The sequence below is a fragment of the Bordetella bronchiseptica genome (assembly GCF_900636925.1).
Taxonomy (GTDB): Bacteria; Pseudomonadota; Gammaproteobacteria; order Burkholderiales; family Burkholderiaceae_B; genus Bordetella; species Bordetella pertussis.
In genome coordinates, this window is record NZ_LR134326.1 from 2,766,631 (window position 1) to 2,792,342 (window position 25,712).

Genomic DNA, 25,712 nt, shown 5'->3' on the forward strand with positions numbered 1-25,712 from the left:
TATCGGCTCCTGGAAATCTGACAATAGCGGGATTGTACGTGCCGGCGGCGCGCGCGCATCGGTTATCCTGCAAGCATCCTGCCGCCGGCCTGCGCGCGGCGGGCCTTTCATCGAATCACCTGGAATCCTCCCCATGATCCGCAGCATGACTGCCTTCGGCAACGCCCGCGCCGACCTCGAGCAGGGCTCGCTCGCGCTCGAGCTGCGCAGCGTCAACAGCCGTTATCTCGACCTGTATTTCCGCCTGCCCGACGAGCTGCGCCACGTCGAGACGCCGCTGCGCGAATTGCTGACCGCCAAGCTGGCGCGCGGCAAGGTCGAAGTGCGCGTGTCGTATACCCGCGCCGCCTCCACCGAACTCTCCACGCTGGACCCGCAATGGCTGCGCTCGCTGGCCGCGCAACTGGACAACGCGCGCGCCGTCCTGCCCGAAGTCGCCGCGCCGCGCCTGGTCGAACTGTTCAACTGGCCCGGCCAGCGCGGCAACGACGCGCTCGATCCGCAGGCCTGGGGCGCGGCCTGCATGCAGGCCGCCCAGCAAGCGCTGGCGCAGATGCAGGAAGGCCGCGCCCGCGAAGGCGAGCGCCTGGCCGCGATGATGCGCGAATGCGCCGACGGCGTGGGCCGCATTGTCGACGGCGTCGAAACCCACCTGCCCCAGCTGCTGGCCGATCACCGCGAGAAGCTGGCGCTCAAGCTGCGCGAAGCGGTCGAATCGGCCTTCCCCGGCGGCTTCGCCCACATCACCGGACCGGAGCTGTCCGAGCGCCTGACTCAGGAAGCCACCCTTTTCGCGTTGCGCATCGACGTCGCCGAAGAACTCTCGCGCCTGCGCTCGCACCTCGAAGAATTGCGCCACCTGCTGGGCGACGGCCCCGCCAAATCCGACGCCAAGCGCGGCGGTAGCGCCGGCAAGCGCCTGGACTTCCTGTTCCAGGAAATGAACCGCGAGGCCAACACCCTGGGTTCCAAGGCCGGCAGCCTGGAAGTCACGCGCGCGGCGATGGATCTCAAGCTGCTGATCGAGCAGATGCGCGAACAGGCGCAGAACCTGGAGTGAGGCGACGGGAGGGCCCTGGCCTTCCCCCCTGCCGCTGCCGCATCCGCCGCCACAGACTCCGAAGCGCCGCCTGATTGCCGCAAGAGACATTGCCCAATCAACCCAGAAATGGGTGACAAATTCGTCTCGGGCTTCTCAATCAGCCGGGTAGGTCTCAATACAATGCAGCCGACAGCATCGCCCCCGGCATAGACCGGTGCCCCTGAAATCCTTTTCAGTCGTTCTTGTTTCAACTAATCCATTGGATTAGAATGGAACATCTACGAAATCATGCACGGCATTGCCGAACTGCCCACCTACATTCGCTTGGCCGGCAAGCTCTTGGGCCCGCAAGAGCGCCAAGACCTGATCGGCTATCTGGCCGCACATCCTGAAGCCGGAGACATCATGGAAGGCACGGGCGGCGTGCGCGTCATCTACTACTAGCACGATGACCTCATGCCACTGTATCTGCTGGCGCTCTTTGCCAAGGGCGACAAAGCCAATCTGGCCAAAGCCGAGCGTAATGAGCTGGCCGGCCTGGTCGATGTGTTGGTGAACATCTGGAAAGGACGAGCGAAATCTTGAGCACTGCATTCAACAACATTAGGCAGGGCCTGTCGGAAGCGATCGCTCACGCCAAGGGCAATGTTCATGGCATGCGCGTGCATCGCCCCCGCCAGGTCGATGTCAAGGCCGTGCGTGCCAAAGTGGGCATGACCCAGGAACAGTTCGCCGCCCAGTTCGGCTTCTCGCCCGCAACCCTGCGGCACTGGGAACGTGGCGACCGCACTCCCCGGGGGGCCGCGCTGGTTCTGCTCAACGTGATCGACCGGAATCCCCAGGCGGTGATCGAAGCGCTGGCCTGACTGTCACCGTTGGCGTGCGAGGAACCGCCGGCTTTATCGCAGCGCCCGCCGGCCGCGCCTACTGGAACGCCGTTTCCATGAAGGTGCGCAGCTTGCGCGACTGCAGCCGCTCGGGCGGCATTTCGCGCAGGCGCTCCAGCGCCCGGATGCCGATCTCCAGGTGCTGGTTGACCTGGCGCCGGTAGAAGGCGCTGGCCATGCCGGGCAATTTGAGCTCGCCGTGCAACGGCTTGTCGGACACGCACAGCAGCGTGCCGTACGGCACCCGGAAACGGAAGCCGTTGGCCGCGATGGTGGCCGATTCCATGTCCAGCGCGATGGCGCGCGATTGCGCGAACCGCTGCACCAGTTCGCCCTGGTCGCGCAGCTCCCAGTTGCGATTGTCGATGGTGGCCACCGTGCCGGTGCGCATGATGCGCTTGAGCTCCCAGCCGGACAGGCCCGCCACTTCCTCGACTGCCTGCTCCAGCGCCACCTGCACCTCGGCCAGCGGCGGCACCGGCACCCAGGTAGGCAGGTCGGCGTCCAGCACGTGGTCCTCGCGCACGTAGCCGTGCGCCAGCACGTAATCGCCCAGGCGCTGCGAATCGCGCAGGCCGGCGCAATGGCCCAGCATCAGCCAGGCATGCGGGCGCAGCACGGCGATGTGGTCGGTAATGGTCTTGGCGTTGGACGGCCCCACGCCGATATTGACCAGCGTGATGCCCGAATGATTGGGGCGCACCAGGTGGTACGCCGGCATCTGCGGCAGGCGCACCGCCGCCGCCTCCACCGGCGCCTGGTCGCCGCGCCGCGTGATGCGGTTGCCCGGCTCGATCAGCGCGTCGTAGTCGCCGCCGCCGCTGGCCATCAGCCCGCGCGCCCACACGCAGAATTCGTCCACATAGAACTGGTAGTTCGTGAACAGCACGAAATTCTGGAAGTGCGTGGGCGCGGTGGCCGTGTAGTGCTGCAGGCGATGCAGCGAATAATCCACCCGCGTGGCCGTAAACGGCGCCAGCGGCCGGGGCTCGCCGGGCTGGCCGCGCCACGAGCCATTGACGATGGCGTCGTCGGTGACCGCCAGATCGGGCACGTCGAACAGATCGCGCAGCGGCCGCCGCAGGTTCTCGATATGCTCGCCTTCCACGTAGGTGCCGTCCGGAAAGGCGAAATGCAGCGGAATCGGCATATCGGATTCGCCCACCTCCACCGGCACGCGGTGGTTCTGCAGCAGCAGGCCGATCTGCTCGATGAGATAGTCGCGGAACAGATGCGGCTGCGTGATGGTGGTCTGGTACTCGCCCGGCTCGGCCACGTGCCCGTACGACAGGCGCGAATCGATCGGATCGTAGGTCTGCACGCCGATGCGGATGGCCGGGTAGTAGGCGCGCACCCGTCCGGACAACTCACGCCCGCCCACCACCTCGTGGAACAGCTCGCGCACGAACCCGGTATTGCGGCGGTACAGCTCGATCAGGCGGTCGGTGGCGGCGACCGCGCTGTCGAAGGCCTCGAAGGGCACCGGGTCCGGGCAATGCAGTTGAGCGATCGAATAGTCGGAGGGCATGGGCGGGACGGATTCCGTAGTGACACGACAGCTTGTCTGTTGCGTCGATTATGCCCCACCGGCGTGTCGCCGGCCGGACACCGGCGCGGCTACATGCGCTTGCCTCGATGCTGCAAGCCTTTGCAAATGTAATGGAATATTATTCCATTACAATGCAGCGCAGGCGTTCCCTCGCGGACCGTCTTCGCCGCCGGCGCGCGCCTTGTCCAGCCATGCCGTCCACTGTCTTTCCCGAAGTGCCGTAATGACTCCCCCTACGCGAAAAGCCCGACTCCTGTCGCTGTCCCTGCCCGCCTTCCTGACCGCCCCGCTGCTCGCGCTGGGCCTGTCGCTCTCCCCCGATACCGCGCAAGCCGCGCTCTCGCCCAAGGCCCGCCCTTCGCTGCAGGGCCTGCGCCTGGCCGGCGAACCCACCGTTCCCACGCTGCGCGACCGCGTCGTCCAGGCCGGCCTGGACGCCATCGGCACACCCTACAGCTGGGGCGGCGACGACCCCGCCGATGGCTTCGATTGCAGCGGCCTGGTGCTGTTCGTGTACCGCCACACCGCCGGGCTGGAGTTGCCGCGCACCGCGCGCGCGCAGCGCGGCGCCGGGCGCACCGTGGCCCGCAAGAACCTGCGGCCAGGCGACCTGGTGTTCTTTGCCACCCGCGGCCGCGGCGTGACCTCGCATGTAGGCATCTATATCGGCCAGGACCAGTTCGTGCACGCCCCCACGCGCGGCTCCAAGGTCCGCGTCGACAGCATGGACAACCGCTACTGGAACAAGCGCTTCGTCGGCGCGCGCCGCTATCTCGACACGCCCGCCGCCGGCGGCACCCTGCTGGCCGCCAGCGAGAACTGAAACCTCAGCCGCGTCCCACGAACGGCATGTTGGTGGCCATGATGGTCATGAACTGCACGTTCGTGTCCAGCGGCAGGCGGGCCATTTCGGCCACGGCGTGCGCGACATGCGCCACGTCCATGCGCGGCTCCTGGCGGGTGCTGCCATCGGCCTGCAGGATACCGGCGGCCATGCGCTCGGTCATCTCGGTGGCGGCGTTGCCGATATCGATCTGCCCGCAGGCGATGCCGTAGGGCCGGCAATCCAGCGAAATCGACTTGGTCAGGCCCGTGACCGCATGCTTGGTCGCGGTGTAGGCGATCGAGAACGGCCGCGGCGCATGCGCGGAAATCGAACCGTTGTTGATGATGCGCCCGCCCTGCGGCTGCTGCGCCTTCATCAGGCGGATCGCCGCCTGCGCGCACAGGAACATGCCGGTCAGGTTGGTATCCACCACGTCGCGCCAGGTCTCGACCGGCAACTCCTCGATGGGCACGGCCGGCGCGCCGCGCCCGGCATTGTTGAACAGCACATCCAGCCGGCCATAGGCGCGCTGCGTCTCGTCGAACAGCTCGCGCACCGATTCCTCGCGGGCCACGTCGGTCGGCACCACCAGCGCGCGCACGCCATCCTCGCCGGCGGCGATGCGGGTCTGCTCCAGCGGCTCGCGGCGCCGGCCTGCCAGCACCACGCGATACCCCTGCGCCAGGAATTCCAGCGCCACGGCACGGCCGATACCCGTGCCCGCCCCCGTCACCAATGCGACCTTGACGCCCGAATTAGCGTTGGCTTGCATGCCCCTCTCCTCTTTGTGTCACGTGTTCGGCGCATCCTAACCCAATCGTCGGACAGCTGCTGCAAGTGCCCGTGACTTTTTCGGACGAGTCCGTTCGACCAGGATGAACGACATTGCCCCTGTTAGGGACTGGTCAGCCAACGCCTTATATAATTTTTGGGTATTTACTTATTACCCCAAGCGGATTGGCCCCGGATACCGGCAGCGCCAGATGCGCTTACCAAGGAGCAGTCACCCATGCACCCACACCGGCTTGTCCGTTGCCGCTGGCCCGTCCTGTCGGCGCTGGCCGTCGCGGCCCTCTGTAGCCCGGCGGCGCACGCGCAGGCCCCCGCCCCCGCCGACGCCGCCCGCATCGCCAGCCAGGGGGCCGACGGCGTGGCCGCCTGTGTCACCTGTCATGGCGCCAAGGGCGAAGGCAACCCGGCCGCCGGTTTTCCGCATCTGGCGGGCCTGGGTTCGGGCTATCTGTACGAGCAGCTCACCGCCCTGGCCAACGGCTCGCGCGCCAACCCGGTCATGGCGCCCATTGCGAAAGGGCTGAGCGACGCGCAGCGCCAGGCCCTGGCCGAGTACTACGCCGGCCTGCCCGCCCCCTTCGATGCCGACCGACTGGCCGCCACCCACCTGGGCGAGCCCGCCAAGGCCGATACCGGCGCCTGGCTGGCGGTGCGCGGCGCCTGGGACAGGAACGTACCCGCCTGCAACCAGTGCCACGGACCCGGCGGCATCGGGGTAGGCACGGCCTTCCCGGCGCTGGCCGGCCAGCCGGCCGCCTACATCGCCGGCCAGTTGCGCGCATGGCGCCAGGGCCAGCGACCGCCCGGCCCGCTGGCCTTGATGCCCGCCGTCGCCACCCGCCTGAGCGATGCCGAGATCGACGCGGTCTCGGCCTATTACGCCAACCTTCCCAGGCAGGCCGCCGCGCCGCGACCGGAGGCCGCCAAATGAAGCACGCACTGATCCACCGCCTTGCGCTGGCCTCGCTGCTGGCCGCCGCCTTGCCGGCCGCGCCAGCCCTGGCCGCCGACGCCCCGCCCGCGTTCACGCCGCCCGCGGCCGACGCCATTCCCGATAACGAGTTCGGCAAAGTGGTGCGCGAGGGAGAGCAGATCTTCCTGCATACCCCGCAGCGCGCCGCCAAGTTCGTCGGCAACGACCTGACCTGCGCCAGCTGCCACCTGGACGCGGGCCGGCGCGCCGATTCCGCGCCCATGTGGGCGGCCTACGTGCTGTATCCGGCCTACCGGGCCAAGAACGGGCACGTCAACACGCTGGCCGAGCGCCTGCAGGGCTGTTTTCGCTACAGCATGAATGGCGAATCCCCGCCGGCCGACGACCCCACGCTGGTCGCCCTGCAGTCGTACATGTACTGGCTGGCGAGCAAGGCCCCGACCGGCGTCAAGCTGGCGGGCCAGGGCTATCGCAAGCTGCCGGCGCCGCCGCAAAAACCCGACTACCTGCGCGGCAAGACCGCCTACGCGCAATATTGCGCCGTCTGCCACGGCGCCGAAGGCCAGGGGCAGAAAAACGGCCGGCACTGGGTCTTCCCCGCGTTGTGGGGCGAGCACTCGTTCAACTGGGGCGCGGGCATGCACCAGATCGGCAACGCGGCCGGCTTCATCAAGGCCAATATGCCGCTGGGCCAGGCCGGCCTGCTGAGCGACCAGGAAGCCTGGGACGTGGCGTACTTCATGAACGCCCACGAACGCCCGCAGGACCCCCGCTACCAGGGCTCGGTGGCGCAGACGCGCGCCAAGTACCACGATTCGGACGACTCCCTGTACGGGATGGAAGTCAACGGCCATCTGCTGGGCAGCGCAGCGCCGCCGTCCGGCGGCAAGCTGCGGGCGGCCGGCAAGTAGGCGGCGCGAGGGCTTGCTGGCCCCGGGGGCTTTTCCGCCCTCGGGCCGCCCCCAAGGCGAAAAAAAGGCCGGCCGCTCCCGGCGCGCCGGCCGATTTGCTATTCTTCGGTTCTGCCCCTTGTGTCGTTTTTGTCCATGTCCGCACCCTCCGGCAATGTATTCATGGTCGTCGCTCCCAGCGGCGCCGGCAAGTCCAGCCTGGTTCGCGCCCTGCTCGACCGCGATCCCTCTCTCGTGCTGTCCATTTCGTGCACCACGCGCGCGCCGCGCCCCGGCGAGCAAGACGGCCGCGAGTACCGCTTCGTCGACCAGGCCGAATTCGCCCGCCTGCGCGATGCGCAACAGCTGCTCGAATGGGCCGAGGTGCACGGGAATTTCTATGGCACCCCGCGCGACCGCATCGACGAGGCCACCCGCGCCGGCCATGACGTCCTGCTGGAAATCGACTGGCAGGGCGCGCGGCAGGTCAAGCAGCGCTACCCCGAGGCCATCGGCATATTCGTCCTGCCGCCTTCCATCGACGAGCTGGAAAGCCGCCTGAAGGCCCGCGGCCAGGACGCGCCCCAGGTCATCGCGCGCCGCCTGCTGGCTGCCGGCGGCGAGATCGCGCACGCGCCTGAATGCGAATATGTTATTATTAATCAAGAATTTAGCGTAGCCCTGACGGAACTGGTGCAAATCATCAGTGCCGCGCGGCTGCGTTTTTCGTCCCAGGCCGTGCGCAATGCGCAGTTGTTCTCGCAACTGGGCATACCCGCCGCGCACTGAGGCGAACTCCCTTCACTTTCCGTCAGCTCCAGGTATTTTCCATGGCCCGTATCACTGTCGAAGACTGTCTGAACCAGATTCCCAACCGCTTCAAGCTCACGCTGGCGGCGACCTATCGCGCCCGCGAGCTGGCCCAGGGCCACGCGCCGCGCCTGGACAGCAAGGACAAGCCCACGGTCACCGCGCTTCGGGAAATCGCCTCCGGTCTCACCGGCCTGGAAATGCTGCGCAAAGTCCCGACCTGATACCTACCCAGGGAGGCGGTGGCAATGGCTTTTCCCGGGCTGAAGTACGCCTCTTCAGGATTGCTTGCCGCGTTGCGCCTGGGACGGCGCACCGGTAAGAAAGGCCGCACGCCTCCCTCTCCGTCTCCCGGCGCCCAGGAAGCTGTCGACGCGGCCGCCTCGCCGGTCGCCTCGCTGGCGCCGCTGACCGAGATCATCAGCACCTACCTCGACCCCAAAGAGGTCGAACGCGTGCGCGAAGCCTACCGCTTCGCCGACCAGGCCCACCTGGGCCAGTTCCGCGCCAGCGGCGCGCCGTACATTTCCCACCCCATCGCCGTTACCGAGATCTGCGCCGGCTGGAAGCTGGACGCCAATGCGCTGTCGGCCGCCCTGCTGCACGACGTGATGGAAGACCAGGGCGTGGGCAAGCATGAGCTGGCCGAGAAGTTCAGCCCCGAAGTCGCCGAACTGGTCGACGGCCTGTCCAAGCTGGATCGGCTGGACTTCGCGACCAAGGCCGAACAGCAGGCCGAGAGCTTTCGCAAGATGCTGCTGGCCATGGCGCGCGACGTGCGCGTCATCCTGATCAAGCTGGCCGACCGCCTGCACAACATGCGCACGCTGGACGCGGTCAACCCCGAGAAGCGCCGCCGCATCGCCCGCGAAACCCTGGAAATCTACGCGCCGATCGCGCACCGGCTGGGCCTGAACCTGTTGTTTCGCGAACTGCAGGACCTGTGCTTCGCGGCGATGTACCCCAACCGCTACCAGGTACTGTATCGCGCCGTGCTGGCGGCCCGCGGCAACCGGCGCGAAGTCATCAGCAAGATCGAGGACGCCGTGCGCGCGGCGCTGCCGGCAGCCGGCATCGAGGCCGAGGTGACCGGCCGCGAGAAGACGCTGTACGGCGTCTACCGCAAGATGACCGAACAGAAGAAATCGTTTTCCGAAGTCCTGGATATCTACGGTTTCCGCGTCATCGTCCATACCCTGCCCGAGTGCTACCTGGCGCTGGGCACGCTGCACCAGCTGTATCGGCCCGTGCCCGGCAAGTTCAAGGACTACATCGCCATTCCCAAGGTCAACGGCTACCAGTCCTTGCACACCACGCTGGTGGGTCCGTATGGCACGCCGGTGGAGTTCCAGTTCCGCACGCGCGACATGCACCACATCGCCGAGGAAGGCGTGGCCTCGCACTGGCTCTACAAGGATGCCGACCTGACGCTCAACGAGCTGCAGAAGCGCACCCACCAGTGGCTGCAGTCGCTGCTCGACATCCAGAGCCAGACCGGCGATTCGGGCGAGTTCCTCGAACACGTCAAGGTCGACCTGTTCCCCGACGCGGTCTATGTCTTCACCCCTCGCGGCAAGATCATTTCCCTGCCGCGCGGCGCCACGCCGGTCGATTTCGCCTACGCCATCCATACCGACATCGGCAACCAGGCGGTCGCCGCCAAGGTCAATGGCGAATTCGTCCCGCTGCGCACCGAGCTCAGCAGCGGCGACACGGTCGAAATCATCACTTCGCCGGCCTCGCGCCCGAACGCGCAATGGCTCAATTACGTGCGCACCGGCCGCGCCCGTTCCGAAATCCGCCATTACCTTCGGACCGTCAAGTACGAGGAGTCCGTGGCCTTCGGCGAGCGCCTGCTCGAACAGGCGATGATCGAGCTGCACCTGCCCGTGCCCAGCACCGACGATCCGCAATGGGACAAGCTGGCGCGCAGCTCGGGTGCCAGCTCGCGCGATGAAATCCTGGCCGATATCGGCCTGGGCAAGCGCCTGGCCGCAGTGGTGGCGCGGCGCTTCGCGCCCGAACACGATCTCATCGCCACCACTGCCGCCGCCGTGGACCAGATCACCTCGGCGCGCGCCGCGCCCATCCTGATCCAGGGCAGCGAAGGCCAGGCGGTCCAGCTGGCGCCATGCTGCGGCCCGCTGCCCGGCGACCCCATCATCGCCGGCATGCGGCTGGGCCACGGCCTGGTCGTGCATACCTCCGATTGCCCGGTCGCGCTGCGCGCCCGCGCGCGCGAGCCCGAGCGCTGGATCAACGTGGCCTGGGACGCCCAGACCGCCAAGCACCTGCCCACGCGCCTGGACATCGTCACGCGCAACGAGCGCGGCGTGCTGGGCCGGCTGGCGGCCGAAGTCACGGCGGCCGACGCCAATATCGTGCATGTCACGATGCACGACGACGCGGTTTCCACGGTCTCGCTGCACCTGACGGTGCAGGTGGACAGCCGCAAGCACCTGGCGCAGGTCATCCGCGCCATCCGGCACGTGCCGCAAGTCCAGAAGATCGTGCGCGTCAAGGGCTGAGCGGCGCGCCGCTCAGGATACGTGCTGCAGGAAGTCCTTCAGCCGCTGGCTGGGCGGATTGGATAGCAGTTCGGCCGGCGGTCCGTCGTGCGCGATCTTGCCGCAATCGATGAAGATCAGGCGGCTGCCCACCTTGCGCGCGAACTCCATTTCGTGCGTGACCACGATCATGGTCATGCCCTCCTCGGCCAGGTCGCGCATCACCTTCAATACTTCGTGGCGCAACTCCGGATCGAGCGCCGAAGTCGGCTCGTCGAACAGCATCAGCTTGGGCTTGATGGCCAGCGCGCGGGCGATGGCCACGCGCTGTTGCTGGCCCCCCGACAACTCGGACGGATAGTGGTTCATGCGTTCGGCCAGCCCCACCTTGCCCAGCAGCTCCTCGGCCTGCCGGCGCGCCTCGGCGCGCGCGGCGCCGCGCGTATGCACCGGGCCGAACATGACGTTCTCCAGCGCCGTCATCTGCGGAAACAGGTTGAACTGCTGGAACACCATGCCCGCTTCGCGGCGGATCTCGCGCACCTGGGCGGCATCGCCCTTGACGCTTTGCCCGCCGACCAGCAGGTCGCCGTCGTTGATGGTCTCCAGCACGTTGATGCAGCGCAGGAAAGTGGACTTGCCCGATCCGGACGGCCCGACCACCACCACCACTTCGCCCGCGTCGATATCCAGCGTGATGCCGTCGAGCACCGTCGAATCGCCGAATTTCTTGGTGACATTGTGGAATTCGACCATGCTCATAGTATGCGCATCCTTTTTTCCAGCATCCGCAGGCCCAGGGCCATCGTCCCGGTAAGGATCAGGTACACGATGGCCACGGCCGACCAGATCTCGACCGCGCGGAAATTGCTGGCCATGATTTCCTGGCCCTGGCGCGTCAGTTCGGCCACGCCGATCACGATGAACAGGGACGAGTCCTTCAGGCTGATGATGCACTGGTTGCCCAGCGGGGGAATCATGCGTCGGAAAGCGACCGGACCGATGATGTACAGCAGGATCTTGTAGAACGGCAGGCCCATCGCCTGCCCGGCCTCCTTCAGGCCCTTGTGCACCGACAGCAGCGAGCCGCGCACGATCTCGGCGATGTACGCCCCGGAGTTGATGATCAGCGTGGCGATTGCCGCCGCCACGGCGTCGACGCGCATGCCTTCGATCATCAGCGGCAAGGCGAAATAGATGAACATCACCTGCACCACGATGGGGGTGCCGCGGATCACGGCCACGTACACCTGCGCCAGCCCCGCCAGCCACAGCGGCCCGTAGGCCCGGGCCACGCCGATCAGGGCGCCCACCACGAAGCCGCCCACCAGCCCCCAGAAAGTGATCTTGACGGTCATCAACGTGCCGTCAAGCAGATTGGGCAATGCCGTCCCGATTACCGACCAATCGAAATCCACAGTCTTCCCCCTGCCAGCGGATGCGGGTCAGGCCGGCGCCATGCGCCGGCCCGCGGATGCCAGCCGGCTCAGGGCTGCTTGCCGAACCACTTGGTGTAGATGGCGTCGTACTGGCCGTTGGCTTTCAGCGTGGCCAGCGCCTTGTTCACCTGCGGCACCAGTTCGCTGCCCTTGGGGAAGGCGATGCCGTAGAAGTCGCCGCTCTTGACCGTGCCGACCACCTTCACGCGGCCCTTGCCCGCCGTGTTGGCGTAGTACTGCACGTTGGGCGTGTCATGCACCGCCGCGTCGACGCGGCCGGTGGCCAGTTCGAGATAGGCGTTGTCGATATTGGGGAACAGTTTCAGCTTGGCGTCGGGCACCTGCGACTTCATGAAGTCGACCGTGGCGGTGCCGGTCTTGACGGCCACGCTCTTGCCGGAGAGGTCCTTGGCCTCCTTGATGCTGTCGTTCTTCTCGCTGACCAGGATGGCCAGGCCGCTCTCATAGTAGGGATCGGAGAAGTCGATGACCTTCTTGCGGTCGTCCCGGATCGTGATGCCGGCAAGCGCCGCATCGATGTTCTTGGTCTGCAGGCCGGGGATGATGCCGTTGAAATCCATGGGCTGCAGCTTGTACTTCAGGTTCAGCTCCTTGGCGATGGCCGCCCACAGATCAATGTCGAAGCCGGTATAGGTGTTGCCCTGCTTGAACTCGAACGGCACGAACGCGGTGTCGGTGGCGACCACCAGTTCCTTGTCCTGGGCCGACGCCGTGGACACGGCGCCCAGCAGGGCCGCCGACGCGCCGATCAGTACGGCCGCAACTTTCGCTTTGATCATGGAACTCTCCTCTTGGGGTCTGCTCAGGCCCCAGCCATTTGTTGTAAGGGGCTACCATCTCCGAGTCCGTGCCGCATGGGTAATCCGGCGGGGACCTGCGGATCATCTTAACGCATACGTCCCCCGCCGCCATCCCCCCGCGGGTCATTACAATCAAACCAGAAGCGACCCACGACAGGAGCCTGCCATGGCTTTCAAACCCGTCAGCATCACCGGTACGCGGCGCCAGACCGGCCAGGCCCTGGGCAAGCTGGCGCGCCCGCTCATGGCCACCTACCTGGAGCAGAGCACCGTCTGGGCTGCGTTGCGTCCCTGGCGCGGCCACGCCTACCTGGAGGCCCTGGCGCACGAAGCCAGCCAGGCCTTGCCGGAAATCTGGGACGAGCTCGAAGGGCTGGCCGAAGGCCTGCGCATGCCGCTGGTGGACATACTGCTGTGGAACTGCCGCGGCGACCTGCTGCACAAGACCTCGGACGGCTGCACGTCGATCGCATGGCGCGGCGACGAAGACGCGCGCTGGATCGCGCACAACGAAGACGGCGATCCGTTCCTGTACGGCCGCTGCCACATGGTGGACGTGCGGACCGACGACGCCCCCGGCTACATCAGCTTCTACTATCCCGGCTCGCTGCCCGGCCACACCTTTGGCGCCAACCGCGCCGGGCTGGTGCAGACGATCAACAATGTGCGCATCCGCCAGCGGCACGCCGGGGTGCCGCGCATGCTGCTGGCGCGCGCGGTGCTCGACTGCGCCACGCTGGACGACGCGCTGGCGGTGCTGCGCGATCATCCGCGCGCCGGCGGTTTTCACCACACGCTGGGCGCGGCCGGCGAGCCGCGCCTCTACAGCGTCGAGGCCTCCCCGGCGGCCTGCTCGATCGGCGAGGTCGCGCGCGGCAACGGGCACGCCAACCACCTGGTGCATCCTGGCAGCGAGGCCATCGGCCAGATCGTGACCGATTCGTCGCGCAGCCGCCAGCGCCACATCGAGAACCTGATGGACCACTGGCAGCCGCCCGTCGATGGCGCGCGCCTGGTGGCCACGCTGCTGGATCGCGAAGGCGAGCTGCCCATCCTGCGCTGCGGCGCCGACGACCCTGACGAGGAAAACACGCTGGCCACCGCCTTGTTCGAAATGCGCGATGGCGGGCTGACCCTGCAGGTGCATGACCGGCGCGACCAGCCCGCCTTGCGCGTGACGGTGTGCCCGGCCGCGTGAGGCCGGCGCCCGCTCAGGCCGGGCCGTAGCCTCCTCCGCCGGGCGTCTCGACGACGAACACGTCGCCGGCGGCCAGTTCTGCGCTGTCCTGCGGACCCAGGGGCTCGACGCGGCCGTCGGCGCGCTCCACGTAGTTGCGTCCCATCGCCCCTGCCCCGCCGCCCGCCAGGCCGAACGGCGCATGGCGGCGGTTGTTCGACAGGATGGCGGCCGTCATGGGCTCCAGGAAGCGCACTCGGCGCACGCCCCCGTCGCCGCCGCGATAGCGGCCGGCTCCGCCCGACCCATGGCGGATCTCGTACGACTCCAGCCGCACCGGAAAGCGCAGCTCCAGCACTTCGGGATCGGTCAGGCGCGAATTGGTCATGTGCGCCTGCACCACCGACGTGCCGGCAAAACCGGCATCCGCGGGGCCCGCCGCGTCGATGCGTAGCGGCCCGGCGCCCGTGCCGCCCGAGATGGTCTCGTAGTACTGGTAGCGCGCATTGCCGAACGTGAAATTGTTCATGGTGCCCTGGCTGGCCGCCAGCACGCCCAGCGCGCCATACAGCGCATTGACGATGCACATCGAGGTCTCGACGTTGCCCGCCACCACCGACGCGGGCGGGTTCGGGCGCAGCATCGACCCCTCCGGGATGATGATCTCCAGCGGCTTGAGGCAGCCTGCGTTCAGCGGGATCTCGTCATCGACCAGGGTCCGGAACACGTACAGCACCGCCGCCACCGCGATCGCGCCCGGCGCATTGAAGTTGTTCTCCAGCTGGCCCGAGGTGCCGGTGAAATCGACGACCGCGCTGCGCGCCTGGCGGTCGACGCGCACGGCCACCTCGATGACCGCGCCGTTGTCCAGCCGATAGGTATAGCGCCCGTCCTTCAGCACCGAAATCACGCGCCGCACCGCCTCCTCGGCGTTGTCCTGCACGTGCCCCATGTAGGCCCGCACCACGTCCAGGCCGAAGTGGTCGCACATGCGCAGCAGCTCCTGCACGCCCTTCTCGTTGGCGGCGATCTGCGCATGCAGGTCGGCGATGTTCTGGTCCGGATTGCGCGCCGGCCAGCGCCCCGAGGCCAGGATCTCGCGCGCCTCGCGGTCGCGGAACTCGCCGTTGCCCACCAGCTGGAAATTGGTGAACAGCACGCCTTCGTCTTCCACCGTCCGGGAGTCCGGCGGCATCGAGCCCGGCGTCGTTCCGCCTATGTCGGCATGGTGCCCGCGCGAGCCGACAAAGAACAGGATGTCCCGGCCGGCGCGGTCGAACACCGGCGTGATGACGGTCACATCGGGCAGGTGCGTGCCGCCGTGGTACGGATCGTTGACCACATAGGCGTCGCCCGGCCGCATGCGCGACGCATTGGCGCGCATCACCGTCTTGATCGATTCGCCCATCGAGCCCAGGTGCACCGGCATGTGCGGCGCGTTGGCGATCAGGTTGCCCGCGGCGTCGAAGATGGCGCACGAGAAGTCCAGGCGTTCCTTGATGTTGACCGAGTAGGCGGTGTTCTGCAGCCGGTATCCCATCTGCTCGGCGATCGACATGAACAGATTGTTGAAGACCTCGAGCATGACCGGGTCGGCCTGCGTGCCGATGGCGCGGCGCTGCGCGCGCGCCTGCACGCGCCGAAGCACCAGGTGGTCGCGCGGCGTGACCTCGGCCTGCCAGCCCGGCTCGATCACCGTCGTCTGGTTCGGCTCGGAGATGATGGCCGGTCCGGCCATCATGTCGCCGGGCGCCAGATCTTCGCGCACGTACAGGGGCGTCTCGCGCCATTGTCCGGCGCTGAACATGCGTATCGTGCGGCGCGCCGCCAGCGGCGCGGCACGCGTGCGCGTCACCGGTGCCTCGGTGGCGGCCTCGCCGCCGCCCGTGGCCTCGACCGAAATGGTCTCGACCACCAGTTCGCGGCCGGGCATCAGGAACGAGTAGCGCTGGCGGTAGCCCGCCTCGAACGCGGCGCGCACCTGCTCCAGCGGGCCGAACGCGACCTCCAGCGCGGTATCGGTGCCGCGGTACTTCAGGTGCAGGCGCCGCTGCACCGCCACCTTGTCGGCCGGCACGTGCTGGCGCAGCAGCTCCGCGCTGGCCTGTCCGGCGAGCTCGTCCAGGCCGGCCTCCAGTTGCGCCATCAGCGCGGCGTCGAGCACCTGCTCCACCGTCTTCTGGCGCATTTCCGTCTGGTCGGCCAGCCCCATGCCATAGGCTGACAGCACGCCGCCCAGCGGGTGGGCGAACACCGTCGTCATGCCCAGCGCGTCGGCCACCAGGCAGGCATGCTGGCCGCCAGCGCCGCCGAAAGTGGTCAACGCATACTCGGTCACGTCGTGGCCGCGCTGCACCGAGATGCGCTTGATCGCCTCGGCCATGTTGCCCACGGCGATCTCCAGGAAACCTTCGGCCAGCTGCTCGGCGCTCATCTCGCGCCCCGTGGCCGTCCGCACCTCCTCGGCCATGGCCGCGAAGCGCGCGCGCACCGCCGCCACATCCAGCGGCTGGTCGGCATCGGGGCCGAACACGCTGGGGAAGAAGTCGGGCTGGATCTTGCCCAGCAGAACGTTGCAGTCGGTCACCGCCAACGGGCCGCCGCGCCGGTAGCACGCGGGCCCCGGATTGGCGCCGGCCGAATCGGGGCCGACGCGCAGCCGGGCGCCATCGAAATGCAGGATGGATCCCCCGCCGGCCGCCACGGTATGGATGCTCATCATCGGCGCGCGCATGCGCACGCCGGCCACCAGCGTCTCGAACTCGCGCTCGAACTCGCCGGCGTAGTGCGACACGTCGGTGGACGTGCCGCCCATGTCGAAGCCGATCACGCGGTCAAAGCCCGCCAGCTCGCTGGTGCGGACCATGCCGACGATACCGCCGGCCGGACCGGACAGGATGGCGTCCTTGCCGCGGAAACGGTGCGCGTCGGTCAGGCCGCCGCTGGATTGCATGAACATCAGGCGCACGCCAGGCAACTCGCTGCCCACCTGCTCGACATAGCGCATGAGAATGGGCGACAGATAGGCATCGACCACCGTGGTGTCGCCGCGCGAGACAAACTTGATCAGCGGACTGGCCTCGTGCGAGGTCGACACCTGCGTGAAGCCGATCTCGCGCGCGATGGCGGCGGCGCGCCGCTCATGCACGCCCTCCTTCCAGGCGTGCATGAACACGATGGCGACGGCGCGGATGCCATCGTCGAACACGCGCCGCAGGTCGGCGCGCAGGCCGTCCTCCGCCAGCGCGCGCACCACCGTGCCGTCGGCATCGAGCCGTTCGTCGGCCTCGACCACCGCCTCGTACAGCATCTCGGGCAGCTGCACGTTGCGGTCGAACAGGCGCGGCCGGCTCTGGTAGGCAATGCGCAGCGCGTCGCGGAATCCCCGCGTGGTCACCAGCAGGGTGCGCTCGCCCTTGCGTTCGAGCAAGGCATTGGTCGCCACCGTGGTGCCCATCTTGACGCACTCGACCTGGTCGGCCGGCACCGGCTGGCCCGGCGCGATGCCCAGCAGCTTGCGGATGCCGGCCACCGCCGCGTCGCGGTACTGCTCGGGATTCTCCGACAGCATCTTGGCGGTCACGGTGGCGCCGTCTGGCCGGCGCGCCACGATATCGGTGAACGTGCCTCCACGGTCAACCCAGAATTGCCACTTCATAGCGTCCTCGGATTAGCAGGCGTAACAGGGGGAAAGGCCGCGCCCCGCCCGGCGGGCGCGCGCCGATGCATGATGGATTTACAGCGAGGTGGCCGCCCGCGCGGCCTGGTCGTACAGCCCCGACAGCGAGCGCAGGGTATGCGCCAGCTGGCGCGTGAACTCCAGCCCGCCGGCTGCGCCCGCCTCCAGCCCATCGAGCAGGCATTGCTCGCGCACCTCGGCATAGCGCTTGATGATGTCGGCTCCTTTCGGCGTAACGCTGTAGAACACCTCCTTGCCGCTGCGATCGCCGCGCACCACGTCGTGGCGCTCCAGCTTCTTGAGCGAATAGCTGACGATGTGCGTATCCTCGACGTTCAGCGTGAAGCAGATGTCGGCCAGTTTCTTGGGACGCTGGCGGTGGTACACGTGGTGCATCACCATGACGTCGTTGGCGGTCAGGTCCGGCAGGCCGGCCGCCGCCATGCAGCGCACCGTCCAGCGGTTGAAGGCATGGCTGGCGATCATCAGGCCGAACTCGACCTCGGACAGATCGGGCGCGCGGCCGCTGGCCAGATGGGCGGAAGAAGCGATCAGGGGCGTGCTGCTCATGACGGGTGGCCGAAAGTTCTTGTAGACGAAATACTAATAATTTATCTATATTTCATCAACAAAAAACACACAGCAACGCCCGGCCGGCGCACTGGGGATTACCCGCGCAACCCGGCCGCCGCGACTCGCGCACGGGGAACGCCATGAATATCCGCTTTCTCGAAACCTTTATCTGGGTCGCCCAGCTGCGCAGCTTCAAGGCCGCCGCGGGCAAGCTGCACCTGACCCAGGCCGCCATCTCGGGGCGCATTGCCGCGCTCGAGAACGACCTGGGCGAACTGCTGTTCGAGCGGGGCAGCCGCGACACGCGGCTGACGCCGGCCGGGCGCACGCTGCTCGACTACGCCCAGCGCATGCTCGATACCGACCACGCCATGCGCCAGGCCCTGCGCGGCAGCGGAACCTTGCGCGGCCGCGTGCGCCTGGGCGTGGTCGAATCCATCGTCCATACCTGGTTCACGCCATTCATCCGCCGCCTGTCGCAAACGCACCCGGAGCTGGAGATCGAGCTGACCGCCGAATCGACCCGGCGGCTGCAAGACCTGCTCAAGCACGGCAGCATCGACGTCGCCCTGCAGACCGACCCCATCGTGGGCGACGATGTGCGCAACCGCGACATGGGCATGCTGAAAATGGGCTGGATCTGCAGCCCCGCGGCGGGAATTCCCGCGCAGGCCAGCGTCGCCGAACTGGCCACCCATCCCCTGGTCACCTTTCCGCGCCATTCCCAGCCGCACCTGCAGCTGCTCGACGTGCTGGACGCGGCGGGCGTGCAGGCCGGGCGCATCCATTTCGTTTCGTCCATCGCCGCGTGCACGCAATTCATCGAGGCAGGCCTGGGCGCGGCCACGCTGCCGCTGGCGGCGGTGCGTCCCGGCCTGGCGGCCGGACGCTACCGGCAAGTGTGCTGCACGCCCGACCTGCCGCATCTGCGGCTGGTGGCCAGCTGGCGGCCGGACCGCGTGGCCGGCCTGGCCGAGGCGGTGGTACGGCTGGCCCTGGACGAGATGCGCCTGTACGCGCAGCACAACGACGACGCGCTGCCGCCGCTCGACAGCGGCGTGCTGGCGCTGTGACGCCGGAGCGCGCCGCCTTCGGGGTTTTCCCCCAGCGCGCCCAGGCTTGCCGCCACGCCGGCGGCGGCGCCGCGCGGGCCGCGCGCGCGATAACTTTTTCTTAACCCGCCGCACCGGAATAAACCGTTTGCCGCTGCCGGCGCCGGTGCCGAGAATCAGCCTCCATGACGGCCCATCCAGGCCGCGCGATGGAGAAACACGTGGCAGCACCTATCCGGCACGACCGCGACGCCATGGGCGAACTGTTCATCTGGACGGACATCGACCCCGCGCACGAAGAAGACTTCAACCAGTGGTACGACCGCGAACACATGGCCGAGCGCGCCGGCATCGCGGGCTTTCGCTGGGCCCGCCGCTATCGCTCGCAGCACGGCCGGCGGCGCTACCTGGCGTTGTACCGCACCGAGAACCTGCATGTATTCGGCAGCGCCGCGTACCGGCAGGCGTTCGAACGCCAGACGCCGTGGTCGCTGGCCAATTTCGCGCGCATGCGCGACACCAATCGGCGCGTCATGGTGGTTTCGCCGCTGGCAGGCGTCGGCACCGGCGCGGCGCTGGGCCTGCTGCGCCTGGGCAGCGTCGAACTCGCCGCCCGCGCCGCCGCGCTGGCCGCCAGCGCACAGGAGATCGAAGGCGTCCTGGCGCTGCGCGTGCTGACCCCCGATCCGCAGCTGTCCACCCCGCTGCCTTCCGAAGACCCCGCCGCACGCGTGCTCGACCCCGTCCTGATCATCGACGCGACCACCGAGCCGGCCGCCGCCGCCGCCGCCCGCTCGCTGGCCGAACAGCTGGAACTGCCCACCGACGGCATCCAGACCTTCCACTTGCTGTGGGACCTGCGCGCCGACGATCTGCGCGCCGCCCCTTGAACCTGCCCCAGGAGACCGACATGAAAACGACCTTCGCCGTACTTGCCGCCGCCCTCGCCTTCTCGGCCGGCGCGCAGGCCGCCACCAGCTGGACCATGACGGCGGAGCAGCCCGACGCCAACTACCTGACCCAGAACGCACGCCAGTTCGCCGACGAGGTCAAGGCCGCCACCGCCGGCGCGCTGGAGATCAAGGTGCAGTCCAACAGCACCCTGCTCAAGCGTCCCGAAGTCAAGCGCGGCGTGCAGCAGGGCGTGGTGCAGATCGGCGAGGTGCTGGTCTCGGCGCTGGGCAACGAAGACCCCTTGTTCGAAATCGACAGCGTCCCGTTCCTGGCCTCCTCGTTCGACGAGTCGGAAAAACTGTGGAAAGCCACGCGCCCCCTGCTGACCCAGCGCCTGGACAAGCAAGGCATCGTGCTGGTGTACGGGTCGCCCTGGCCCCCGCAGGGCATCTACACCAAGAAGCCGGTCGCCGCGCTGGCCGACCTGAAGGGCACGCGTTTCCGCGCCTACAGCGCATCGACCAGCCACATGGCCGCCCTGATGGGCGCGGTGCCCACCACCGTGCAGACGCCCGAGGTCCCGCAGGCCTTTTCGACCGGCGTGATCGACGCCATGCTCACCTCGCCCGCCACCGGCGTGGACAGCCAGGCCTGGGACTACGTCAAGTACTACTACGATGCCCAGGCGTTCATCCCCCAGAGCTTCGTCATCGCCAACAAACGGGCCTTCCAGCGCCTGCCCGCCGAAGTGCGGCAGGCGGTGCTGGATGCCGGCGCCAAGGCCGAAATCCGGGGCTGGCAGACCGCGCGCGCCAAGACTCGCGAACTCACCGACACCCTGGCGCGCAACGGCATGAGCGTCGAGCCGTTGCCTGCGCAGCTGGCCAAGGAGTTGCAGGCCATCGGCGCCACCATGGTCTCGGACTGGAGCAAGAAAGCCGGCGCCGACGGCCAGCAGCTGCTCGATGCCTACCGCAAGTGAGCCGGACGACGCCATGCCCATACTCGATCGCATCGCCGTCGCCAGCGGCGCCGTGGCCGCGCTGTTCCTGGCGCTGATCGGCGCCATCGTCGCCGCGCAGATCGCCAGCCGCCTGCTCGGCATGCAGATCCCCGCGGCCGACGACTTCGCCGCCTGGTCGATGGCGGCCTCGGTGTTCCTGGCCCTGCCCTACGCCATGCTGCGCGGCGACCATATCCGCGTGACCCTGTTGCTGCAGTTCCTGCCCAAGACCGCTCACCGTCCCTACGAACTGGCGGCCACGGCCCTGGGCCTGGCGCTGTCTGCCTGGGCCGCGTGGCAGGCGGCCGGCTTCGTCCACGAATCGTTCGCCTACGACGAGGTGGCCCAGGGCATGCTGCGCGTGCCGCTGTGGATTCCGCAGATCTGCATGCCCATCGGCCTGGCCCTGCTGACACTGATGCTGGCGCGGCGCCTGGCCATGGTGGCGCGCGGCCGGCAACCCGAGGAGACCGCTCATGGGTGAGCTCGCGCAAAGCCTGGTGCTCATCGCCAGCCTCCTGCTGTTGCTGGCCGCCGGCGTATGGGTATCGCTGGCGCTGGTGGCCAGCGGCCTGGTGGCCTTGCTGCTGTTCACCGACGCGCCGGCCGGCATCATCTTCGCCACCAAGAGCTGGGACGCCTCGGCCAACTGGGCCCTGACCGCGCTGCCGCTGTTCATCTGGATGGGTGAAATCCTCTACCGCACCCGCCTGGCCGAGGACATGTTCAGCGGACTGGGCCCCTGGGTGCGCCGCCTGCCGGGCCGCCTGGTGCATGTCAACGTGCTGGGCTGCGGGATTTTCGCCGCGGTCAGCGGCTCGTCCGCCGCCACCGCCGCGACCATCGGCCGCATCTCGCTGCCGGAGCTCAAGGCTCGCGGCTATGACGACGGCCTGGCCATCGGATCGCTGGCCGGCGCCGGCACGCTGGGCCTGCTGATCCCCCCGTCCATCGTCATGATCGTCTACGGCGTGGCGGCCCAGGTCTCGCTCATCAAGCTGTTCATCGCCGGCATCCTGCCCGGCCTGCTGCTGATGGCGCTGTTCTCCGGCTACATCGGCGTATGGTCGCTGCGCAATCCCGCGCGGGTACCGCCGCGCGAGCCCGCGGTGCCCTGGCTCACCATGCTGGCCCGCCTGCGCCTGCTGCTGCCGGTGGTGGCGTTGATCGCCGGGGTCATCGGTTCGATCTACGCCGGCATCGCGACCGCCACCGAGGCGGCCACGATCGGCGTCATCGGCGCCCTGGCGATCGCCGCCTGGGGCAAGTCGCTCAACCGCAGATCGTTCATCGACAGCCTGATGGGCGCGACCCGCACTTCGTGCATGATCTCGTTCATCCTGCTGGGCGCGGCCTATCTCACCAGCGCGATGAGCTTCACCGGCCTGCCGGCCAACCTGGCCGAGTGGATCTCGTCGCTGGGCCTGAGCCAGTATGGACTGATCGCGGTGCTGACCGTCTTCTTCATCCTGATGGGCGCCTTCCTCGATGGCATATCCATCGTCGTGCTGACCACCGCCGTGCTCATGCCGGCCATCCAGGCGGCGGACATCGACCCGATCTGGTTCGGCATCTACCTGATCCTGGTGGTCGAGATGGCGCAGATCACCCCGCCGGTGGGCTTCAACCTGTTCGTGATCCAGGGCATTACCGGACGCAACCTGTTCGAGCTGGTGCGCATGGCCTTTCCGTTCTTCCTGCTGCTGGTGCTGGCCACGGCGATCATCACGATATTTCCGGCGATCGTGACCGCGCTGCCGCTGGCGATGCGGTAGCCGCGAACGGCGGCGCCTGCCCCAGGGCAAGGCGCCGCCGGGCCGCCACGACGATTCAAGCCTAAAACAATTCGGCCGATGGGCCGACTTACCTAGGAATTACCCCTAAAGCCCGCGCGGGACCGTGTAGCGGCGCGCACGGGGACTTAGAATTGCAGCGTTTCAAGGGCGCGGCTGCCATCGCCCGCCCGTGGTTGCCCATGCCTTGCGGTGTGCTCCGCGGTATGCCGCAATTCGAAAATTCCATTACGAAGGACGTCTCCATGTACAAGAAGCTCTCCTTGCTGGCCGGCACCATTGTTCTCGCCTTCGGCGCGGGCGCGCAAGCCCAGACCAAATGGGATCTGCCGACCGCCTATCCCGCCAGCAACCTGCATGTCGAGAACCTGACCCAGTTCGTCAAGGACGTCGACAGCCTGTCGGGCGGCAAGCTGAAAATCACGCTGCACAACAATGCGTCGCTCTACAAGGCGCCCGAAATCAAGCGCGCGGTCCAGGGCAACCAGGCCCAGATCGGCGAAATCCTTCTCACCAACTTCGCCAACGAAGACCCGGTCTACGAACTGGATGGCCTGCCGTTCCTGGCCACCGGCTACGATGCCTCGTTCAAGCTGTACCAGGCCCAGAAACCCTTCCTCGAGAAGAAACTGGCCTCGCAGGGCATGATGCTGCTCTACTCGGTCGCCTGGCCGCCCCAGGGCATTTTCGCCAACCGCGACATCAAGCAAGTGTCCGACATGAAGGGCCTCAAGTGGCGCGCCTACAGCCCGGTGACGGCCAAGATCGCCGAACTGGTCGGCGCGCAACCGGTAACGGTGCAGCAGGCCGAATTGGCGCAGGCGATGGCCACCGGCGTGATCGACTCGTACATGTCGTCCGGCTCGACCGGTTTCGACACCAAGACCTACGAGTACATCAAGAAGTTCTACGACACCGAGGCCTGGCTGCCCAAGAACGCGGTGCTGGTCAACAAGAAGGCCTTCGACGCGCTCGACCCCGCCACCCAGCAAGCCCTCAAGAAGGCCGGCGCGCAGGCCGAAGAGCGCGGCTGGAAACTGTCGCAGGAGAAGAACAGCTGGTACAAGGAGCAACTGGCCAAGAACGGCATGGCCATCATCGCGCCCACCGCCGAACTCAAGAGCGGCCTGACCGAGGTCGGCAAGCGCATGCTCGACGACTGGCTCAAGAAAGCCGGCGCCGACGGACAGGCCATGATCGACGCCTATCGGAAGCAATAAAGCACGATGCGCCGTTTCCTGGATCGCTTGTACGGCGCGGCCGGCCTGCTGGCCGGCCTGTGCACCATCGGCGTGCTGGTTTCCGTGCTGGCGGCCATCATCGCCCGCCAAGTGGGCCTGAACATACCCGGCACCGACGCTTATGCCGGGTATTTCATGGCAGCCGCCGGCTTCCTGGCCCTGGCCAGCACCTTCAAGCATGGCGAACACATCCGCGTCACCCTGCTGCTCAACGCGCTCTCGGCGCCCGGCCATCGCCGGCTCGACATCTTCGCGCTTTGCGTCGGCGCCATCCTGGCTGCGGCCTTCGCCTGGTTCAGCGTAAAGCTGGCCCACGATTCCTGGCTGTTCAACGACATCTCCACCGCCAACGACGCCACGCCGCTATGGATTCCCCAGCTGACCATGGCCGCCGGCACCATCCTGTTCTTCATCGCCCTGCTCGATGAACTCGTGCGGCGCGTCCGTGGGCAGGGCTTCGCAAAATCGCAGCAAATCCATGAATGAAATCCTGATCGTCACCCTGCTGGTCGTCTCGATCTTCGCGCTGCTGGGTTGCGGAGTCTGGGTTGGCCTCACCCTGGCCGGCACGGCCTGGATCGGCATGGAAGTCCTCTCCAGCCGGCCGGCCGGCGACGCCATGGCCGTCACGATCTGGGGCGCCTCGTCGAGCTGGACGCTGACCGCCCTGCCGCTCTTCCTGTGGATGGGCGAGATCCTGTTCCGCACCCGCCTGTCCGAGGACCTGTTCAAGGGCCTCGCGCCGTGGCTGAACCGGCTGCCCGGCCGGCTGCTGCACACCAACGTCATCGGCTGCGCCATCTTCGCCGCGGTTTCCGGCTCGTCGGCCGCCACCTGCGCCACGGTGGGCAAGATGACCATCCCCGAACTGACGCGGCGCGGCTATCCGGAGGACAAGATCCTCGGCACGCTGTCCGGCGCCGGCACCCTGGGCCTGCTGATTCCACCGTCCATCATCATGATCGTCTACGGCGTGGCGGCCGACGTCTCCATCGCCAAGCTGTTCATCGCCGGCATTTTCCCCGGTCTCCTGCTGGCGCTGCTGTTCATGGGCTATATCGCCTGGTGGGCCATCCGGCACCCCGGCGCCGTGCCTGCCGCCGACCCGGGCATCTCGCTCATGCAGAAGCTGAAGCAGTCCCGCCACCTGATCCCGGTGCTGCTGCTCATCGGCGCGGTGCTCGGCTCCATCTACACCGGCATCGCCACCGCCACCGAGGCGGCGGCCGTGGGCGTGGTCGGCGCGCTGATCCTGTCGGCCCTGCAGGGCTCGCTCACACGCGCCAGCTTCATGACCTCGCTGCTGGGCGCCACGCGCCTGTACTGCATGATCGCCCTCATCCTGGCCGGCGCCCAGTTCCTCACCCTGGCCATGGGCTACATCGGCCTGCCCCGCGCGCTGGCCGAGTGGATCGGCGGGCTGGGCCTGTCCCAGTTCGGCCTGATCATGGCCTTGATGGTGTTCTTCGTCGTGCTGGGCTGCTTCCTGGACGGCATCTCCATCGTCGTCCTGACCATGGGCGTGCTGCTGCCCACCGTGCAGGCCGCCGGCATCGACCTGATCTGGTTCGGCATCTTCATCGTGTTCGTGGTCGAGATGGCGCAGATCACCCCGCCTGTCGGCTTCAACCTGTTCGTGCTCGCCGGCATGAGCGGACGCGAGCTGCCCTACATCGCCCGCGCCTCGCTGCCGATGTTCTTCCTGATGATCGTGGCCGTGCTGCTGCTGTACTACCTGCCCGGCATCGCCACCTGGCTGCCGCAGCACATGACGCTGTAGCGTCGCGGCCGCGTTCTCGCCGG

At 67.7% G+C, this 25,712-nt stretch carries 26 protein-coding genes; 19 read left to right on the forward strand and 7 right to left on the reverse strand.

Going from position 1 to position 25,712, the window contains the following annotated elements; translation table 11 throughout:
• The first annotated feature begins 133 nt into the window (after positions 1 to 133).
• The 4 genes from EL288_RS12885 (at position 134) to EL288_RS12900 (ending at position 1,908) form a co-directional block, all read left to right on the forward strand.
• A complete protein-coding gene (locus EL288_RS12885; RefSeq protein ID WP_003811148.1) occupies positions 134 to 1,060 on the forward strand; it encodes a YicC/YloC family endoribonuclease in 927 nt (308 codons plus the stop codon).
• 270 nt (positions 1,061 to 1,330) lie between these two features.
• Positions 1,331 to 1,486 carry a hypothetical protein gene (locus EL288_RS12890; protein WP_010926695.1) on the forward strand — a complete coding sequence of 52 codons (156 nt, stop codon included), beginning with the start codon at positions 1,331 to 1,333 and terminating at the stop codon, positions 1,484 to 1,486.
• A gap of 12 nt (positions 1,487 to 1,498) precedes the next feature.
• Positions 1,499 to 1,627: a hypothetical protein gene (locus tag EL288_RS24535; protein WP_003811142.1), complete on the forward strand. Its 129-nt coding sequence runs from the start codon at positions 1,499 to 1,501 to the stop codon at positions 1,625 to 1,627.
• Positions 1,624 to 1,908 (forward strand): helix-turn-helix domain-containing protein, encoded by a 285-nt coding sequence (locus tag EL288_RS12900; protein WP_010926696.1) that lies wholly within the window; start codon positions 1,624 to 1,626, stop codon positions 1,906 to 1,908. The genes EL288_RS24535 and EL288_RS12900 overlap by 4 nt, the downstream gene beginning before the upstream one ends.
• A gap of 58 nt (positions 1,909 to 1,966) precedes the next feature.
• Here the strand turns inward: EL288_RS12900 and EL288_RS12905 are convergent, their stop codons facing one another.
• Positions 1,967 to 3,457: an AMP nucleosidase gene (locus EL288_RS12905; RefSeq protein WP_003811138.1), complete on the reverse strand. Its 1,491-nt coding sequence runs from the start codon at positions 3,455 to 3,457 to the stop codon at positions 1,967 to 1,969.
• A gap of 244 nt (positions 3,458 to 3,701) precedes the next feature.
• On the opposite strand from EL288_RS12905, the gene EL288_RS12910 reads away from it, so the two are divergent.
• The gene (locus tag EL288_RS12910; RefSeq protein WP_003811137.1) at positions 3,702 to 4,301 is read left to right on the forward strand and encodes a C40 family peptidase; all 600 of its coding nucleotides are present in this window, start codon (positions 3,702 to 3,704) and stop codon (positions 4,299 to 4,301) included.
• Between the two features lie 4 nt (positions 4,302 to 4,305).
• On the opposite strand, the gene EL288_RS12915 is transcribed toward EL288_RS12910, so the two are convergent.
• Positions 4,306 to 5,076 (reverse strand): SDR family oxidoreductase, encoded by a 771-nt coding sequence (locus EL288_RS12915; protein ID WP_003811135.1) that lies wholly within the window; start codon positions 5,074 to 5,076, stop codon positions 4,306 to 4,308.
• A 237-nt stretch (positions 5,077 to 5,313) separates the two neighbouring features.
• On the opposite strand from EL288_RS12915, the gene EL288_RS12920 reads away from it, so the two are divergent.
• From EL288_RS12920 to EL288_RS12940, 5 genes are all read left to right on the forward strand, one after another.
• A complete protein-coding gene (locus EL288_RS12920; protein ID WP_010926697.1) occupies positions 5,314 to 6,027 on the forward strand; it encodes a c-type cytochrome in 714 nt (237 codons plus the stop codon).
• A complete protein-coding gene (locus EL288_RS12925) occupies positions 6,024 to 6,941 on the forward strand; it encodes a c-type cytochrome (protein WP_015063868.1) in 918 nt (305 codons plus the stop codon). The genes EL288_RS12920 and EL288_RS12925 overlap by 4 nt, the downstream gene beginning before the upstream one ends.
• 135 nt (positions 6,942 to 7,076) lie before the next feature.
• A complete protein-coding gene (gene gmk / locus EL288_RS12930) occupies positions 7,077 to 7,709 on the forward strand; it encodes a guanylate kinase (RefSeq protein WP_010930442.1) in 633 nt (210 codons plus the stop codon).
• Positions 7,710 to 7,750: 41 nt separating this feature from the next.
• Complete coding sequence (gene rpoZ, locus EL288_RS12935) at positions 7,751 to 7,954, forward strand: DNA-directed RNA polymerase subunit omega (protein WP_003811126.1); 204 nt, start codon at positions 7,751 to 7,753, stop codon at positions 7,952 to 7,954.
• Between the two features lie 24 nt (positions 7,955 to 7,978).
• Positions 7,979 to 10,258, forward strand: coding sequence for a RelA/SpoT family protein (locus tag EL288_RS12940; protein WP_003811115.1), 2,280 nt, complete (start codon positions 7,979 to 7,981; stop codon positions 10,256 to 10,258).
• Positions 10,259 to 10,270: 12 nt separating this feature from the next.
• Here the strand turns inward: EL288_RS12940 and glnQ are convergent, their stop codons facing one another.
• The 3 genes from glnQ to glnH form a co-directional block, all read right to left on the reverse strand.
• Positions 10,271 to 10,999, reverse strand: coding sequence for a glutamine ABC transporter ATP-binding protein GlnQ (gene glnQ / locus EL288_RS12945; RefSeq protein ID WP_003811113.1), 729 nt, complete (start codon positions 10,997 to 10,999; stop codon positions 10,271 to 10,273).
• Positions 10,996 to 11,655, reverse strand: a complete 660-nt coding sequence (gene glnP, locus EL288_RS12950; protein WP_003811112.1) for a glutamine ABC transporter permease GlnP — start codon at positions 11,653 to 11,655, stop codon at positions 10,996 to 10,998. Before glnP ends, glnQ begins: the two co-directional genes overlap by 4 nt.
• A gap of 68 nt (positions 11,656 to 11,723) precedes the next feature.
• Positions 11,724 to 12,476 carry a glutamine ABC transporter substrate-binding protein GlnH gene (gene glnH, locus EL288_RS12955; RefSeq protein ID WP_003811110.1) on the reverse strand — a complete coding sequence of 251 codons (753 nt, stop codon included), beginning with the start codon at positions 12,474 to 12,476 and terminating at the stop codon, positions 11,724 to 11,726.
• Between the two features lie 187 nt (positions 12,477 to 12,663).
• Between glnH and EL288_RS12960 the strand changes: the two genes are divergently transcribed.
• Entirely contained in the window at positions 12,664 to 13,695 is a 1,032-nt protein-coding gene (locus tag EL288_RS12960) for a C45 family autoproteolytic acyltransferase/hydolase (protein WP_033468011.1), read from the forward strand.
• Between the two features lie 13 nt (positions 13,696 to 13,708).
• On the opposite strand, the gene EL288_RS12965 is transcribed toward EL288_RS12960, so the two are convergent.
• Positions 13,709 to 17,332, reverse strand: a complete 3,624-nt coding sequence (locus tag EL288_RS12965; protein ID WP_126621962.1) for a hydantoinase B/oxoprolinase family protein — start codon at positions 17,330 to 17,332, stop codon at positions 13,709 to 13,711.
• 78 nt (positions 17,333 to 17,410) lie between these two features.
• Positions 17,411 to 17,923, reverse strand: a complete 513-nt coding sequence (locus EL288_RS12970; RefSeq protein ID WP_003811104.1) for a winged helix DNA-binding protein — start codon at positions 17,921 to 17,923, stop codon at positions 17,411 to 17,413.
• 143 nt (positions 17,924 to 18,066) lie between these two features.
• Here EL288_RS12970 and EL288_RS12975 point away from each other — a divergent pair, with 143 nt between their 5' ends.
• From EL288_RS12975 to EL288_RS13010, 8 genes are all read left to right on the forward strand, one after another.
• Positions 18,067 to 18,999 (forward strand): LysR family transcriptional regulator, encoded by a 933-nt coding sequence (locus tag EL288_RS12975; RefSeq protein ID WP_003811101.1) that lies wholly within the window; start codon positions 18,067 to 18,069, stop codon positions 18,997 to 18,999.
• Positions 19,000 to 19,163: 164 nt separating this feature from the next.
• Positions 19,164 to 19,868, forward strand: coding sequence for a DUF4286 family protein (locus EL288_RS12980; RefSeq protein WP_003811100.1), 705 nt, complete (start codon positions 19,164 to 19,166; stop codon positions 19,866 to 19,868).
• 20 nt (positions 19,869 to 19,888) lie between these two features.
• Positions 19,889 to 20,854, forward strand: coding sequence for a TRAP transporter substrate-binding protein (locus EL288_RS12985; protein WP_003811098.1), 966 nt, complete (start codon positions 19,889 to 19,891; stop codon positions 20,852 to 20,854).
• Between the two features lie 13 nt (positions 20,855 to 20,867).
• Positions 20,868 to 21,359, forward strand: a complete 492-nt coding sequence (locus EL288_RS12990) for a TRAP transporter small permease (protein ID WP_003811094.1) — start codon at positions 20,868 to 20,870, stop codon at positions 21,357 to 21,359.
• On the forward strand, positions 21,352 to 22,650 hold the full coding sequence (locus tag EL288_RS12995; RefSeq protein WP_003811093.1) for a TRAP transporter large permease: 1,299 nt from the start codon (positions 21,352 to 21,354) through the stop codon (positions 22,648 to 22,650). Before EL288_RS12990 ends, EL288_RS12995 begins: the two co-directional genes overlap by 8 nt.
• A gap of 263 nt (positions 22,651 to 22,913) precedes the next feature.
• Entirely contained in the window at positions 22,914 to 23,888 is a 975-nt protein-coding gene (locus tag EL288_RS13000) for a TRAP transporter substrate-binding protein (protein ID WP_010930616.1), read from the forward strand.
• Between the two features lie 6 nt (positions 23,889 to 23,894).
• Positions 23,895 to 24,395, forward strand: a complete 501-nt coding sequence (locus tag EL288_RS13005; RefSeq protein WP_003811089.1) for a TRAP transporter small permease — start codon at positions 23,895 to 23,897, stop codon at positions 24,393 to 24,395.
• Positions 24,388 to 25,689: a TRAP transporter large permease gene (locus EL288_RS13010; RefSeq protein WP_010926703.1), complete on the forward strand. Its 1,302-nt coding sequence runs from the start codon at positions 24,388 to 24,390 to the stop codon at positions 25,687 to 25,689. The genes EL288_RS13005 and EL288_RS13010 overlap by 8 nt, the downstream gene beginning before the upstream one ends.
• Positions 25,690 to 25,712 lie beyond the last annotated feature (23 nt).